The organism is Alphaproteobacteria bacterium SS10 (assembly GCA_019192455.1).
Taxonomy (GTDB): Bacteria; Pseudomonadota; Alphaproteobacteria; order TMED2; family TMED2; genus TMED2.
The window spans coordinates 107,496-120,439 of sequence record JAHCML010000007.1; the positions used below are offsets into that span (position 1 = coordinate 107,496).

At 59.7% G+C, this 12,944-nt stretch carries 20 protein-coding genes and 1 tRNA gene; 14 read left to right on the plus strand and 7 right to left on the minus strand.

Annotation, left to right across the window (positions count from 1 at the left end; genetic code table 11):
* Positions 1-3 precede the first annotated feature (3 nt).
* From KI792_12685 to KI792_12720, 8 genes are all read left to right on the plus strand, one after another.
* On the plus strand, positions 4-393 hold the full coding sequence (locus KI792_12685) for a hypothetical protein (GenBank protein ID MBV6633874.1): 390 nt from the start codon (positions 4-6) through the stop codon (positions 391-393).
* Position 394: 1 nt separating this feature from the next.
* Positions 395-772: a collagen-like protein gene (locus KI792_12690; protein MBV6633875.1), complete on the plus strand. Its 378-nt coding sequence runs from the start codon at positions 395-397 to the stop codon at positions 770-772.
* On the plus strand, positions 765-1,451 hold the full coding sequence (locus KI792_12695; GenBank protein MBV6633876.1) for a hypothetical protein: 687 nt from the start codon (positions 765-767) through the stop codon (positions 1,449-1,451). The genes KI792_12690 and KI792_12695 overlap by 8 nt, the downstream gene beginning before the upstream one ends.
* The gene (locus KI792_12700; protein ID MBV6633877.1) at positions 1,448-1,723 is read left to right on the plus strand and encodes a hypothetical protein; all 276 of its coding nucleotides are present in this window, start codon (positions 1,448-1,450) and stop codon (positions 1,721-1,723) included. The genes KI792_12695 and KI792_12700 overlap by 4 nt, the downstream gene beginning before the upstream one ends.
* The gene (locus KI792_12705; GenBank protein ID MBV6633878.1) at positions 1,720-2,964 is read left to right on the plus strand and encodes a hypothetical protein; all 1,245 of its coding nucleotides are present in this window, start codon (positions 1,720-1,722) and stop codon (positions 2,962-2,964) included. Before KI792_12700 ends, KI792_12705 begins: the two co-directional genes overlap by 4 nt.
* 89 nt (positions 2,965-3,053) lie before the next feature.
* A complete protein-coding gene (locus KI792_12710) occupies positions 3,054-3,389 on the plus strand; it encodes a hypothetical protein (GenBank protein MBV6633879.1) in 336 nt (111 codons plus the stop codon).
* A complete protein-coding gene (locus KI792_12715) occupies positions 3,386-3,817 on the plus strand; it encodes a DUF882 domain-containing protein (GenBank protein MBV6633880.1) in 432 nt (143 codons plus the stop codon). The genes KI792_12710 and KI792_12715 overlap by 4 nt, the downstream gene beginning before the upstream one ends.
* Complete coding sequence (locus tag KI792_12720; GenBank protein ID MBV6633881.1) at positions 3,799-4,044, plus strand: hypothetical protein; 246 nt, start codon at positions 3,799-3,801, stop codon at positions 4,042-4,044. The genes KI792_12715 and KI792_12720 overlap by 19 nt, the downstream gene beginning before the upstream one ends.
* Here KI792_12720 and KI792_12725 read toward each other — a convergent pair.
* On the minus strand, positions 4,016-4,372 hold the full coding sequence (locus KI792_12725; protein MBV6633882.1) for a helix-turn-helix transcriptional regulator: 357 nt from the start codon (positions 4,370-4,372) through the stop codon (positions 4,016-4,018). The genes KI792_12720 and KI792_12725 overlap by 29 nt on opposite strands.
* The gene (locus KI792_12730; GenBank protein ID MBV6633883.1) at positions 4,369-4,617 is read right to left on the minus strand and encodes a type II toxin-antitoxin system RelE/ParE family toxin; all 249 of its coding nucleotides are present in this window, start codon (positions 4,615-4,617) and stop codon (positions 4,369-4,371) included. The genes KI792_12725 and KI792_12730 overlap by 4 nt, the downstream gene beginning before the upstream one ends.
* Positions 4,618-4,723: 106 nt before the next feature.
* Between KI792_12730 and KI792_12735 the strand changes: the two genes are divergently transcribed.
* Positions 4,724-5,113, plus strand: a complete 390-nt coding sequence (locus KI792_12735) for a hypothetical protein (protein MBV6633884.1) — start codon at positions 4,724-4,726, stop codon at positions 5,111-5,113.
* Positions 5,114-5,332: 219 nt separating this feature from the next.
* Here the strand turns inward: KI792_12735 and KI792_12740 are convergent, their stop codons facing one another.
* The 3 genes from KI792_12740 to KI792_12750 form a co-directional block, all read right to left on the minus strand.
* Positions 5,333-5,722 carry a hypothetical protein gene (locus tag KI792_12740; GenBank protein MBV6633885.1) on the minus strand — a complete coding sequence of 130 codons (390 nt, stop codon included), beginning with the start codon at positions 5,720-5,722 and terminating at the stop codon, positions 5,333-5,335.
* Between the two features lie 2 nt (positions 5,723-5,724).
* On the minus strand, positions 5,725-6,156 hold the full coding sequence (locus KI792_12745; GenBank protein ID MBV6633886.1) for a thermonuclease family protein: 432 nt from the start codon (positions 6,154-6,156) through the stop codon (positions 5,725-5,727).
* A gap of 166 nt (positions 6,157-6,322) precedes the next feature.
* Positions 6,323-6,399, minus strand: a tRNA-Arg gene (locus tag KI792_12750).
* A 155-nt stretch (positions 6,400-6,554) separates the two neighbouring features.
* Here KI792_12750 and KI792_12755 point away from each other — a divergent pair.
* Both KI792_12755 and KI792_12760 read left to right on the plus strand, forming a co-directional pair.
* Positions 6,555-7,268: a hypothetical protein gene (locus KI792_12755; GenBank protein MBV6633887.1), complete on the plus strand. Its 714-nt coding sequence runs from the start codon at positions 6,555-6,557 to the stop codon at positions 7,266-7,268.
* Between the two features lie 98 nt (positions 7,269-7,366).
* Positions 7,367-7,624, plus strand: a complete 258-nt coding sequence (locus KI792_12760; protein ID MBV6633888.1) for a hypothetical protein — start codon at positions 7,367-7,369, stop codon at positions 7,622-7,624.
* Between the two features lie 18 nt (positions 7,625-7,642).
* Here KI792_12760 and KI792_12765 read toward each other — a convergent pair whose 3' ends face one another.
* Entirely contained in the window at positions 7,643-8,290 is a 648-nt protein-coding gene (locus KI792_12765; protein MBV6633889.1) for a hypothetical protein, read from the minus strand.
* Between the two features lie 335 nt (positions 8,291-8,625).
* On the opposite strand from KI792_12765, the gene KI792_12770 reads away from it, so the two are divergent.
* The 3 genes from KI792_12770 (at position 8,626) to KI792_12780 (ending at position 12,221) form a co-directional block, all read left to right on the plus strand.
* Positions 8,626-10,479, plus strand: a complete 1,854-nt coding sequence (locus KI792_12770) for an ATP-binding cassette domain-containing protein (GenBank protein ID MBV6633890.1) — start codon at positions 8,626-8,628, stop codon at positions 10,477-10,479.
* Positions 10,480-10,610: 131 nt separating this feature from the next.
* Complete coding sequence (locus tag KI792_12775) at positions 10,611-11,201, plus strand: hypothetical protein (protein MBV6633891.1); 591 nt, start codon at positions 10,611-10,613, stop codon at positions 11,199-11,201.
* A 108-nt stretch (positions 11,202-11,309) separates the two neighbouring features.
* Entirely contained in the window at positions 11,310-12,221 is a 912-nt protein-coding gene (locus KI792_12780; GenBank protein MBV6633892.1) for a DMT family transporter, read from the plus strand.
* 3 nt (positions 12,222-12,224) lie between these two features.
* Here KI792_12780 and KI792_12785 read toward each other — a convergent pair whose 3' ends face one another.
* Entirely contained in the window at positions 12,225-12,851 is a 627-nt protein-coding gene (locus tag KI792_12785; GenBank protein MBV6633893.1) for a hypothetical protein, read from the minus strand.
* Positions 12,852-12,944 lie beyond the last annotated feature (93 nt).

A 12,944-nucleotide genomic window follows, 5' to 3' on the forward strand; every position in this document is an offset into this window, starting at 1 on the left:
GCCATGACCGAGCAAATCGGACCCACCGAGCTAGCTTTCGCCCCCGGCTATGAGCGGCCGGTCCCCCTCGACGCGGCCTTCGGCACGCCTTATGCGCGGCCTGATTGGTCGACCTACACCGTTCGGGCGCATTTGGAGAACGAGTTCGTCAAAATCGAACTGCCGGCAGCGCAAATCACCTTGGAAAACCGGACGGTGTTCGCGACCCCGGGCACGACGGAAGGGCCAACCACGACCCACGTAATCCCGGTGATCACCTTAACGCCCGCAGATACGGCGGCGATTAAAGGCTCGCCGGCCGTGCTTTATGTCGATGTTGCCGCGGCCGGCGCCAACCCCCGGTTGATCATGACCGCCGCGTTGATCGAGCAGGCCGCGCCGGAGACCGCCTAACATGTCAGAGATCATTGTCACCCTGACAAACCCCGTCGCGACCGTGGCCGGCGAATTCAACGATGTTGTGTCGGCGCTGGTCGTGCCCGAGGAAGCGAGCGTCGTCGGCCTGCCTGCGCAGATCGGGTTGACGGGTCCAGCAGGTGCGCAAGGTCCAGCAGGTGCACAAGGTCCAGCGGGTCCAGCAGGCGATACCGGTCCAGCAGGTGCACAAGGTCCAGCGGGTCCAACAGGCGATACCGGTCCAGCAGGTGCGCAAGGTCCAGCGGGACCGCAAGGCAACGATGGCCAGTCGATCACGATCACGGTGGCAGCGGATCAGGCCGCGTTCGACGGGGCGACGCCGGGTGCGTTCGAGTTGGTCGTCCTGAATGCCTAAACTCGATCTGAGCCGGGCTGCGCGGATCAAACATTCGAGCGGCGAACTGACCGCCCTAAAAGGTGTCGGTTTTTCCTGGGTGCGGCCCTCAACCTCATTCAATCCGGAAGCGGGACTTGGTGCCATCGCGGTGACGCGAGCGCCCGGCCAGTTCGACCTGACCCCGCCCGCCAATGGGCGTGAGCAGATGGTGCTGGCCTTTGATCTAACGCTGCCAGCCACGCCACCCACGGCCAACTTAATCTTTGAGCAGGGCGGCGGCGGTCGCGGGATTATGCTTGGCTGTCGCGGAGCCTTTATGCGCTTCCGGTTCGGCACGGGCGGCAGCAACGGCAACATCACAACCGGTGGTGCAGTCGGCGGCTTCCACACTAACAACACTGTTTGCATGTTTGAGGTGCCAGTGACCGATCTACCGTTTGACGGCATGCCTCACACGATCGTTTGGCAGGTGGACCCGCGCCCGGGTCAGATCAAATCAATTGGCTGGGTTGATGGGGTTGAGATCTTCAATTTTCAACCATCCGGCGCCGTACAAAGCAACCAATGGGGCGGCGGGGCCAGCGGCGGTTTCCTGACCCACACCACCAACATTCAAGGCGAAACCGCATACGACAACCCCTGGCCGGTGCAGACAGGTGAGTGTCGCGTCTACTTAAACCAAGAGGTGATCACGTGAGCGACAGTGACGATCGCAATAACCAAGTGTTATTGGGCCGCCTGGCTGGTCTAACCGAAGGGTTAGACCGCACCTTGCGCCGCGTTGAAGGCAAAGTCGACGCGATCGATGAACGGGTCCGGAAGCTGGAACAACACAAGACCGGCGAGGAACGGGTGACGAAGTTCAAAGCCGGTTTGCGCACAACCCTTACCGCCGGGTTTGGCGGCCTGGTGACGCTCGCCGGTGGTTGGGTCGTCGATTACTTCAAATCAGGCGGGGGCGCCCCATGACCGGCCACGGGTTGCCCGACAACTGGCGCGATTACGCCACCGCCAAACAGACGCAGCAGTTAGAAGCCTGGGACGCCTACGGGACCGCGCGAGAAGCGGCCGAGGCCCTCGGCGTGACGCACCCCGCCCTATCGAAAGCCAAAAGCGCGGTTGCGAAGAAAATGCGCCTCGCCGGCCAGCGGTTGGATGAACAGAAAGCCGGTATTGTCGGCGACCCCATGGCCGTTAAACGCCAATCGGGTTTTTATAAGATCGACCCGGCCACGGGTGAGGCCAAGCTTTCCCATTTCTGGCAGATCGCCGAGAAGGACCGCGAGGCGCATAACAAAGCGCTGGTCGAGGCGTTCGAGGAATTATGCCAAGACTTGCCCCGCGCCACCCTGATCGCGGAGCCAGGGCATACCGACGACCAGATCCTTTGCAAGTATCCGATCGCCGATTTGCATATGGGCCTGCGGACCTATTTCGAGGAAACCGGCGAAGATTGGGACACCCAGAAAGCCGGGAAACTGATCCGGGCCGCGATGAACCATTTGGTTGACGGGGCACCGCCCGCCGAAACGGCGGTTATCGTCCAGCTAGGCGATCATTTCGACGCCGATGATCACAAGAACCGAACGCCGCTTTCCGGTAATCTGCTAGACCCCGATGGCAGTCGTCACCGCATCCTGTGGGCCGGTTTTAAGGCCCTGCAAGATTGCATTGATCTAGCCTTACAGAAACATAAGCGGGTGATTGTGATCTCGCTGTTCGGCAATCACGACATCAATGCGGCGGTGGCGCTGCAAATCATGTTGTCGATCCGGTACGAGAACGAGCCGCGCGTGACCGTGGAAGATAGCGCCATGCAACATCGGTATTCGGAGTTTGGGGTTAATCTGTTCGGCTATCATCACGGCGACGGGGTGAAGCCGAAAGAACTGCCCGCCACCATGGCCGCCGATATGGCCGAGGCGTGGGGCCGCACCAAGCACCGGGAATGCCATTCAGCACATCGCCATCACCTGCACGTGGAGGATGTGAAAGGGACGCTGGTGTTCATGCACCCGATCATCTCGGCCAGTTCTAAATACTCGGCCAACGCGTATCGATCGCAGCGCATGGCCTGGCGCCTCGACTACAGCAAAACCGGCGGCCCGATCGGCGACCAGAAAGTAACGGCCGGCCTGCTCTACACCCTGGCCGGGGTTGAGCCCCCGCCGGTTCGCCAACCGCTCGCCCTGGCGCCCGCCGCCGAATAACCACCCACCACCCCCGACAGGTGTTTGTTGCCGCGGCTCCGTGCCGAGGTCGCTGGCGCTTGTCTTCACCAATGGAAGGATGAACGACCATGGAACTTGCTCAATCAACCTGCGCTAACATCTTAGACACCGCCCGCGACATCACCAGCGGCGACCGAGCCGCGACCTACGGAGACAAGGTCGAGAACCACGCCAATATCGCTCGTCTATGGAATGCGCACCTCCACAACCGGGGCCTGTTGCGCGCCGATATCCCGGGTTCGGTTGTCGCCGAGCTTATGGGTCTGATGAAGTTCGCGCGCATGGCCGGGCCGCTACACCACCCCGACAACTATGTCGACGGTGTCGGCTACATCGCGATTGCCGGTGAGTGCCGCGCCCGCGAAGAGGTGTTGAAGGCTGACAAACAGGCGTCGGCCAAGTGATCGCCGCTGGTTTTTACGAACATTTCGATCATGTGCCGCTCGATCGGTGGCACTGGCCGAACTTCACCCCGCGCGAGTTTCGATGCGGTATCGGCGAGGACATGCCGCGCGCCGATGAAGGGGTCGACAGTGTCTTAATCGTGCCCGACGCGCTAGAGCGGTTGCAGCGTGCGCGCAGCAATTGGCGGCGGCCGTTTCGGATCACCAGCGCGTTTCGATCCGCCGCCTATAACAAGCGGATTGGCGGCGCCGCCGAAAGCCTACACTTGTTCGGGATGGCCTTTGACATCCGATGTGTGAAGGAAGACCAAGCGACGCTTGTCTCAATCCTTCGAGATGCCGGGTTCACCGGGATCGGTCGCTACCCCTATCGGGGTTTTGTTCATGCAGACATAGGACCGGCGCGAGAATGGACCGAGAGCCGATAAAACGCCCGCGCTGGTTCCTGTTCCTCGCGGCGATCGCCCTGTTCGCGGCGTATCTCTATTTCGCCCGGGATGTGACCATTGCCGAGCCGGATTTGTTGAGCCAAGTTCTGGCCACCCTGGCCGGGTTACTGGCCATTGTGTGTGGCTTGTTAGGCGGCGGCCCGCCCATGCAAGATGCGTTGGCGAAATTCACGGCGTTTATTGGGTCGCTTCGTCGTCGCGGATGATCTCGACCACGTCGTCGATCTGCACGTCGAGGGCATTCGCCAGCTTGGCGAAGGTTGTTACCGACGCGTTGCCACCCCCCTCAATCTGGACAATCTGAACCCGGTTGACCCCACTTTGCCGGGCGAGCGCACTTTGGGACAGGCCGCGCCATTCGCGAACGATGCGGAGCGGGTTTTCCCCGGCGATATAGCGGTCGACGACTTCGGCAGGCATGGCGACCCCGTCCCGGCTGTCGGCTTCATCAAGAGCCCGGAGGTCTTCGAGAAGGTCGCGCGCCTCAACCAGTTGGTCATATTCGGCGCGGGTGATTTCGATCGTTTCACTCATTTGTAGATACTCCCTCTGGGGCCAATTTTTAGCACGTCCAAGACCTCACCGTCTCGCATAACGACGCGCCAGTCGCCGACCCGCAACCGGATTTCATCATCGCCGCGCAACCGCTTGACGTTGTTCGCCAGGCTAGACGGATCGGCGGCGTATTGGTCGATCTTCCCGCGGATTTTCTCAGCTTCTTTCTGCGCCATCTTGCGAAGGGCTTTGCGAGCTTGTGCGTGGATCATGACCGTTTTCATGTCTGCATTGTAACAAACAGTTACACTGTAATCAACAATTACAGGGCAAGAAATGACCCAAAATCCCAACCTAGTCCCAAACCGTTAAGCGAAAGTGACGGCGATCATGTTGCAAATCGTTTGGTCGGCCTTCCGGAAGAACTGGTCGGTCGGCATCTTGTCCTTGGCCTTGATCGGCCTCGGCGGCCTTGTCTGGCGCAACCATAGCCTCGCCGAACAGCGTGACGCGTTGCAGGGTGAGCTATCGGGCGCGGTGCGCGTAAACCAGATGCAGCGGCAGCTATACGAGCTTCAACTCGCCAGCCTGCAAACCGCCCTACAAGCCGCCCGCGCGCGTGAGCAGGCCGACACGGACCGCGAACAGGTATTCGAACCCATAGAAAGGCAGATCGATGAAACCGAACCGGAAAACGACGGCCGCGTCGCTGGTGTTGTCGTTGATACTCTTGGCCGCTTGCACGACGCCCGAAACCATCGTCGAGCCAACGCTGATTAAAGAGACCTTCGCCCGCGGCCAATTCGAGTGTTTGCCGGCCGCCGACCTCACGATCGACGATCGGCAATCCTCGATCGCCGCGCTACTCGTTCGACAGGAACGGGCCTATTGGTCTTGTCGGTGCGCGCTAGAAGATCTCTCGCGGGCCGTCACCCTTGCCGATGGCGCGATCACAGTACCGCGGCCTATATTGTGCCAGCCGCAAGTCGGGGCCGCCCGTTAGCGGTTATACCGCTCGATAATGCGTTGGGCCTCGGCCAGTGAGGCCGCTTGCTGCGCCTCGCTGGCGGCTTTCTCATAGGCCGAATAGCGCAACCCCATCGCGATCGACCCGATAACCAAACCCAAGGCGACGATCCCGATCGCCGACCCCATCGACAACCCTTCCTCGCTCTTCCCTTCCGCCGCCTTCGGCAACCTATCCGCGATATCGGTCGCCACCTGGCCGAGTTTCCCCAAGCCTATAAACAGCAACGATGACGTTAGCCCGGCGATGCCCGCCGCGATCAGCGGGATAAAACCGGCCGACGGATCGACCATCGCGACCACAATCGGGAACACCGACCCAATGGCACCAAAGACGCCGATGACGAAGATCAGTTTAAACATCGCTATTCCCCGCAAAAATCCGGCCTAGTGGCGCCAGTGCCGTCCCACGGCAAGGCGTGGCCGGCTTCGATCAGCGCCTTGGCGATATCCGCCCCGGTCGGGTCGATGACCGTGGCCGTAAAGCGACCCGCCCAGGTGGCCGGTTCTACGTTAAGTAGTACCACCTTCTTACCCTCGATCCGATCACGCAACCAATCTGTTGCGGCCTCACCCTTCACCCGTTCAATCTCACAATCCGGGCGGAATGTCTCTGGTGCTTGGATATCTGGCACGCGAATGCGCCCGTCGACGGTCAATCCCGGCCAGGGGGTGAGCCGCACGTCGAAGGTGTCGCCATCGACCACCCGTTCGACGACGGCCGCTAACTGCGTCTCAGCGGCAAAAGCCGAGGGCGCTAGAACTGTAAACAGGATGGCTAGAACGACCGCTTTCATGGCTCGCATTACATCTATGCTGGGTTGTGTCGTCAATAGGATGCAACCTAAGAGTGTGTCGATTTATGGCCCGGAAAGGTGCGACACACGAAATCCTAAGTATCTGGTGTTTTTGCGCGTTGTCAAACGCGGTGCGACACGCTAAACAATTGAAATATATAAATAATGGCGTCCCCGGCGGGATTCGAACCCACGGCACCAGGATTAGGAATCCTGTGCTCTATCCAGCTGAGCTACGGGGACGCGTGGGGTTCAGATACACCGGATTGAGGGGTCAAGCCAATGGGCTGTCTGGCAGCAACGCCTCGATTGGCCGCAACGGCCAGCCGGGGTTGTCATGCTCCCGCCTTGCTGGTCCTATGGCCCCGTAGCTGATCAAGCTGATCCCGGTTTAACCGATGTCCCCTAACTCATCACCGCCTGTCGGGTTTCCAGAGACGCCCTTTCAGATCGTGTCCTTTGGCGGTTGTGGATCGCAGGCACTTGCCGTCGGTCTGTTCGCTGCCCTCTGCGATGCTGAGGTGGATGATGTCGCAACGATGCATGGTCATCGCCGGGTGGCACCCGATGCCATACCGGCGGGGATGCATCTGATTTACATGTTTGGTGACCCAAGGGATGCGGTTGTGTCCTTCTTTGCCAGGCGCGAACGTCGGCATGAGCGTCACCACTTCTTCCTGTTGCCCAACCGGGCGGAGCCTCGTCCCAAATGGGTGATGTGGCATCTCGCGAATTTGGAGGTCTCACCCGAGCCAGTGACCGAGGCGTGGGATCTGGCCCGCTATCTTGGTCATGATCGTGATGTGTTTAAGCTGGAAGAGCATGCCACCAATTGGCTGCTCTGCGACCGACCGTATCGGATCACCTTCATCCGCTATGAGGCGCTGTGGGAGAACCTGGACGCGCTGGCCCAACATCTTGGATTGGCGGGGATCAATCTGGCGTCAAAGGTTGAGCGTGCGTCCAGCTGGCAGTCATTGCCGGTTGAGCAACAGCAGGCCATCAATCAGATGTATGGCCCGCTCACTGAGCGCTTAGATGCGCTGCCTGACCTGTTCTATTCAGAGGCAGGGCAGCATTTTGATGTCGTGGGAAATCCAATAAGCATTTGAATTGGCTCAAATAACTACCTGGCTTGATCGCGCTGGGTGGTAAGAAAGCGGTATCAATAATACGATACACAATACGTATTGTATTTGAGGAATGAACAATGGCGCCTAGGAGCGAGTATCAGGCCGCGCAAGATATGGCAGCAGGTCTGGGCCATAAGAAGCCACCGCCAGTTGAGGCAACTGCTGACGAACCATCGGTCACTGACCTGGTTCGTGAACGCCCCATCGAAGACCCAGAGGTCACCCGCCGTGCGACCGAGAATGTGAAGCGGATGATTGCTGAACGAAGGGCGCAAAAACCGGCCGGCCGCCTTGTGCTGCGCCCCGGTCAGTCCGGCACAGGCATGGCGCCCTAGCGGACCGCATCTAGTAATTTAGGCTGCCGCAACACCGCGTGGCAGAGTTTGTTCAGGCGCTGGCTTGCGCGTTTTCTGAAGCGTTAGATCACGCGCTTTTGGTGCTGCGATACCGTTGACCGTGATGCCGTGATTATCCATCCGCTCAGGCCGACCAGTTTTGACGCCTTCACTAATCATCTTGGCCGCCGCATCGACCAAGCGACCAAAGTTCCGTTCGCCCAGATCTTGGCGGGTTAGTACCTGCTCGGGCCAATCATCAGAGTTCTGATAGTTGATGCTGTCTACCTGCCAGACGGGGGTGTCACCCTCACGCTCAACCATGGTGAAGTTAAGCGCCAGCTTCTCAAAGCCGCGGCGGCGGGGAATATCCTTGCGAACGCTGAGCTGACGATGGCCGAGATCAAGTGAGAATTGGCCGTCATTCACCTGGGGCATTGAGGCGGTGACATGGCTTGTCACCCGGCCACGGCCGAGGCCACCATAACCCATATCCATCTTCAGCAAATCAGCCGATTGACCGGGGGCAAGTTCAACGCTGTCCTTGCCACTGAACGCTTTGATCGCGGCTTCCGGGCTGGTGAACTGTTGGTCGGCGAGGCTTTGGCCTCGAAGGCCCAGGCGCTCTGGAAACGCGAGGGAGAATAAACCGTCGGTCCGCAACATCGTCGGATCCTTCTGTTGAGGGGGCAGGGCCATCAGACAGCCTGACCGGCGTCACCTATTTCCAGGGCGCAACATCTACTCAATTCGCCAGCTATCACGGGGATTGGACAGTCAGAAGCTGCGCTTTCGCGATGCAGCGTTGTGTTTGGTGCATTGATCCGACCCAAACCCCTGGTTTCTGGGGATTTTCATCTTGGCTTGCATCGCATCTGCGCCAGCTATGCATCCACAGATCGATTTTAAGCTGTGATCTCAATGCCAGCTGGGCTGGAGACTGGGGGCCATTATCGCCTACACTCCGGCACGACTCGCAATGCCGCGCTTGCCACCACGCTATGTCTGAACCACCACTGCTATCGCTGCAGGATATTCACCTGACTTTCGGCGGCCCCTCACTGCTTGAGGGGGCAACGCTATTCGTGCATCCGCGCGACCGGGTTGGGTTGGTGGGGCGCAATGGTTCTGGCAAATCCACGCTGATGAAGGTGGCCGCCGGGATGATCCAGGCGGATGAGGGTGAGCGGTTCGTCCAGCCCGGCATCAATGTCCGGTATTTGGAGCAGGCACCAAACTTCTCACGCTTCAAAACCACGCTTGAGGCGGTTGAGGATGGGCTGACAGAAATCGACCTAAAGCACCAGGCGGCCCACATGCTGGAGCGCTTGCGGCTGCGCGGTGATGAAGACCCCAGCACCCTGTCCGGTGGTGAGTCCCGACGGCTGGCCCTAGCCCGGGCGCTGGCCTCTGACCCGGACGTGCTGTTGCTGGATGAGCCAACCAACCATTTGGACCTGCCCACCATTGCCTGGCTTGAGGAGACGTTGGGGGCCAGCCGCGCTGCGCTGGTTCTGATCAGTCATGACCGACGGTTTTTGGAAACACTGACCCGGCGGATGGTCTGGCTCGACCGTGGGGCCAGCCGCACCCTGGATCAGAGCTTCAAGGCCTTTGAGGGCTGGCGTGATGAGGTGCTGGATCAAGAGGCCGAGGCGCAGCACAAGCTGAAGCGCCAGATTGAGCGGGAAGAACACTGGCTGCGCCACGGCGTCAGTGGGCGCCGCAAACGCAATGTTCGCCGCCTAGGTGAGCTAAAGCAGCTGCGGGTTGAGAAGGTCGAGCGCCGGTCGCGGCAGATCAAAGACTACAAGTTGAATGTCAGCGAGGGGGAGACCAGCGGCCATCGGGTTATCCTTGCCCGCAACATCGCTAAGAGCTTTGACGACAAGGTAATCGTCGACGGTTTCGACACCATGATCATGCGGGGTGAGAGGGTTGGCCTGCTCGGCCCCAACGGTGCGGGTAAGACAACGCTGCTTAAGATCCTGACCGGTGAGATGAGGCCCGATGATGGCCGGGTGAAGCTGGGCACCAATCTTGAAATTATCTCTCTCGACCAACAACGCCGCCTGCTCGATCACCGCCTGACCATCTATGAGACCCTGACCGAGGGGCAGGGTGAGATGCTGCAGATCGGGGCTGAGAGCCGCCATGTCTATGGCTATATGCGGGACTTCCTATTCCCGCCGCATATGGCCCGTACCCCGGTAGCCGCTCTCTCAGGGGGTGAAAAGGGGCGCCTGGCGCTGGCCGTTGCCATGACCAAGCCATCGAACCTGTTGGTCTTGGATGAGCCGACCAATGATCTGGATTTAGAAACTCTAGACCTGCTTGAGGAGATGATCGCCGCCTATCAGGGGACGGTGCTCTTGGTCAGTCACGACCGTGATTTCCTCGACCGGACGGTGACCAGCGTTATCTCGCCTGACCCAGTTGCAGCGGTGAAGGGCAAGCAGGGTATCTGGGTTGAGTATGCCGGTGGCTACACCGACATGAAGGCGCAGCAACGGCGCGCCATGGAGAAGTTTGCCCCCGACGCGGTTGAGAGTGTCGCGCCTAAGAAGGCGAAGGCAAAATCCGGCGCACCAAAGCCCAAATCATCGGATACCGGTAAGCTATCCTATAAGGACAAGTACGCCCTTGAGAACTTGCCCAAGCAGATGGCCAAGCTGGGTGAAGAGATCACCAAGCTTGAGGCTGCACTGGCTATCGCTGATGCCTATGAGAAGGACCCAGAGGGGTTCCAGAAGAAGGCTGACCGCCTTAGCGCCGCCAAGGCGGAGCTAGACGCGGCGGAAGAGCAGTGGCTTGAGCTTGAGATCAAGCGCGAAGAGCTAGCGGGTGCCAGCTGAATGGCGCCAACAACCTGACGACGGTGATGAGACGCTTCGGACCCAATATCAGTCTTCTAACCCTGATGTTCATCGGCATAAGCGTGGTCATGGTGCTGACGTCCGGGGGTAGGCCAGGGCCAACCGACGACATGACCGCTGAAACTGCGACCCCAACCGTGTTTGAGGATGTTGAACATGGGTACCGCGCGGTTTTTCCAAACACGGTGCGGGCAAACACCAATCAGGTTTTTGAGGCACAGATTGAGGATCGAAGAACGGGCCAGATGATTGACTCGCCCGATGTTACCAAGGCTGTACATGGTCGCTGTGGGTACGCGGTCGCACTGATCGCCTGCGTCACCCATTTGACCCTGCTGGATCATAAGCAACCCAATCTTGCGAGGCTTAGAACCGACCCTGACGCCCGGGTTCAGTTTATGGCCGAGCCATTTCACAACATGCTCTGGATGCCACGGTTCTGGCATGAACGCGGAACCGCGAGGCCTGATGACATTACCTTCGCCGTTGAGATGGCCGAGCATTTCAGCATGGGCGATCATCCGGCAACCCGGCTGATTGGTGAGGCTCAAGTCTACGGTGAGACATTGCCGATTGCGCTGACACTCATTCTACGCGGCAATGAGGGGCTTGTTCTTCTGGCCGTAGATCATGCGGGTCAGGGCTGGGCCACTGATGCGGCCCGTGCCTTCAATGGTGAGTTCGCCCTGCTGGATCGGTGACCAGCCTTGAGTTTAACTCAACGCTCACCCGTCGATAATGGCATGGTTCAACGATTGCCGATCTGTCAGCCTGATCAGGTTCTTAACTCTGCATGATCCCAGGCAGCCATGACCGAACACGTCGCAAACCACCCCGCTTTAGCGCCCTTAGCGTGCGTGGTGACCGTTTTGGCCTGGGCGTCGGCTTTTCCATTGATCACCCACGGGCTGGCAGTTCTGGACCCTTTGCCATTGGCCGCCTGTCGGTTCTTTGTGGCCGGTGTGGTGGTTGGGCTTTGGTTGGTTTGGGCTAAACCGAAGCGACCCACCGTGCCGGATTTGGCTCGCTTCGCCCTTTGCGGTTTGATCGGCATTGGCGTTTACAACGCCCTGTTGAACATCGGTCAGCAGACCGTTAGCGCGGGGGCCAGTAGCTTCATCATCAACACAGCGCCCGTTATGACGGCGGTTCTGGCGACCCTATTCTTGGGGGAGCGTTTCGCCCGCTGGGCCTGGGTTGGCACCCTTATCAGTCTTGGCGGCATTGCGGTGATCGCCATGGGCCAGCCTGGTGGTTTAACCCTTGGCGGGGGCGCCAGCTTGATCTTAGGCAGCGCCGGCTGTGCTGCCATCTACTTCACCATCCAGCGCCCCATGGTTGCCCGTTATGGTTTCCTGGCATGCGCCGCTTACACCTTGCTTAGCGGTGGTATCTTCCTGCTGCCTTGGCTACCGGCGGGGGTGTCGTCTTTGGCTGCTGACGCATGGTCAATCAGCATCGTTATGGCGATCGTGCATCTGGGCGTCATCTCGGCGGCGCTGGGCTATGCGACCTGGACCTACGTTTTGGGTACCTACGGTGCCGCCCGTGCTGCCAACCTGCTTTACACCGTGCCACCAACGGCGGTGCTGCTATCGATCCTGCTGCTAGGCCATCGGCCGGATGTGCTGACCCTACTGGGCGGTGCCATTGCCTTGTTTGGTGTGGTGGTGGTTCAGCGGGCGCAGGCGCGCGCCACTATAAGGTCAGCGCAGAACTAGGGGTTAGCCAATCGCCGCAATAAGCGGGCGGTAGCTGCTCTCATGACTGCCCTCATGATTATCCATGCCGGGGCGGGTCAGGATGCCTTTCGGTGGGGCGTAGGATCTGATTAGGCGCATCGGGTTTTCCCGCCAGCCAAGGTTGAAGGCGGCCAGCTTTGGGAAGAAGCAAATCTCAGAATAGGGGAGATGATCGTGCAGCCACCAGGCGAGCGGCTGCCAGTCCTTGGTCTGCTGGTAGAGGGGCAGAAAGGACGGCACGACCACCGTGACCATGGCGCCCATGTTCCCGTCCGCGTCCCGCATATCCCAGATATGGTTGGCGGCCGTTGCCTCATTTCGTGCGCAGTTATGGCCGCCGGCGTTACAAAAGGCATTAAGCGCCGCCGTGCGATAGCCGGAGCGAAGGGCCAATGGGCCTAACCGCTTTTGCAGCGGCTCCAGCAACTCTTCGCAGAGCCGGGTGCCAGCGGCGATGGCGAGGTCGGGGTCATTGGGCACATTGGCGATGCCGTTCAGGGCAGCAACTTCAGAATACAGAAAGTCCCGAAGGAAGAAGTGCTTTGAGAGCTGCACGCGGCTCAGCTCTTCAAGGCCGCGCACGGATGTTGGGGAACGTCGTTTTGCCATGGCGGGCAGTCTGACGGTGATGCCCATTCAGTGGCCACCCGTTTCCAACCATTCGCGCAAAGAAAAGGACCTTTCCCGGGTTAAAACCACAGG

What these genes read in the sequence shown, in the direction of transcription:
- KI792_12685 (MBV6633874.1), top strand. Translation starts at nt 4, where the DNA reads ATGACCGAGCAAATCGGACCCACCGAGCTAGCTTTCGCCCCCGGCTAT.
- KI792_12690 (MBV6633875.1), top strand. Translation starts at nt 395, where the DNA reads ATGTCAGAGATCATTGTCACCCTGACAAACCCCGTCGCGACCGTGGCC.
- KI792_12695 (MBV6633876.1), top strand. Translation starts at nt 765, where the DNA reads ATGCCTAAACTCGATCTGAGCCGGGCTGCGCGGATCAAACATTCGAGC.
- KI792_12705 (MBV6633878.1), top strand. Translation starts at nt 1,720, where the DNA reads ATGACCGGCCACGGGTTGCCCGACAACTGGCGCGATTACGCCACCGCC.
- KI792_12710 (MBV6633879.1), top strand. Translation starts at nt 3,054, where the DNA reads ATGGAACTTGCTCAATCAACCTGCGCTAACATCTTAGACACCGCCCGC.
- KI792_12720 (MBV6633881.1), top strand. Translation starts at nt 3,799, where the DNA reads ATGGACCGAGAGCCGATAAAACGCCCGCGCTGGTTCCTGTTCCTCGCG.
- KI792_12725 (MBV6633882.1), bottom strand. Translation starts at nt 4,372, where the DNA reads ATGAGTGAAACGATCGAAATCACCCGCGCCGAATATGACCAACTGGTT.
- KI792_12730 (MBV6633883.1), bottom strand. Translation starts at nt 4,617, where the DNA reads ATGAAAACGGTCATGATCCACGCACAAGCTCGCAAAGCCCTTCGCAAG.
- KI792_12735 (MBV6633884.1), top strand. Translation starts at nt 4,724, where the DNA reads ATGTTGCAAATCGTTTGGTCGGCCTTCCGGAAGAACTGGTCGGTCGGC.
- KI792_12740 (MBV6633885.1), bottom strand. Translation starts at nt 5,722, where the DNA reads ATGTTTAAACTGATCTTCGTCATCGGCGTCTTTGGTGCCATTGGGTCG.
- KI792_12745 (MBV6633886.1), bottom strand. Translation starts at nt 6,156, where the DNA reads ATGAAAGCGGTCGTTCTAGCCATCCTGTTTACAGTTCTAGCGCCCTCG.
- KI792_12755 (MBV6633887.1), top strand. Translation starts at nt 6,555, where the DNA reads ATGTCCCCTAACTCATCACCGCCTGTCGGGTTTCCAGAGACGCCCTTT.
- KI792_12760 (MBV6633888.1), top strand. Translation starts at nt 7,367, where the DNA reads ATGGCGCCTAGGAGCGAGTATCAGGCCGCGCAAGATATGGCAGCAGGT.
- KI792_12765 (MBV6633889.1), bottom strand. Translation starts at nt 8,290, where the DNA reads ATGTTGCGGACCGACGGTTTATTCTCCCTCGCGTTTCCAGAGCGCCTG.
- KI792_12770 (MBV6633890.1), top strand. Translation starts at nt 8,626, where the DNA reads ATGTCTGAACCACCACTGCTATCGCTGCAGGATATTCACCTGACTTTC.
- KI792_12775 (MBV6633891.1), top strand. Translation starts at nt 10,611, where the DNA reads ATGACCGCTGAAACTGCGACCCCAACCGTGTTTGAGGATGTTGAACAT.
- KI792_12780 (MBV6633892.1), top strand. Translation starts at nt 11,310, where the DNA reads ATGACCGAACACGTCGCAAACCACCCCGCTTTAGCGCCCTTAGCGTGC.
- KI792_12785 (MBV6633893.1), bottom strand. Translation starts at nt 12,851, where the DNA reads ATGGCAAAACGACGTTCCCCAACATCCGTGCGCGGCCTTGAAGAGCTG.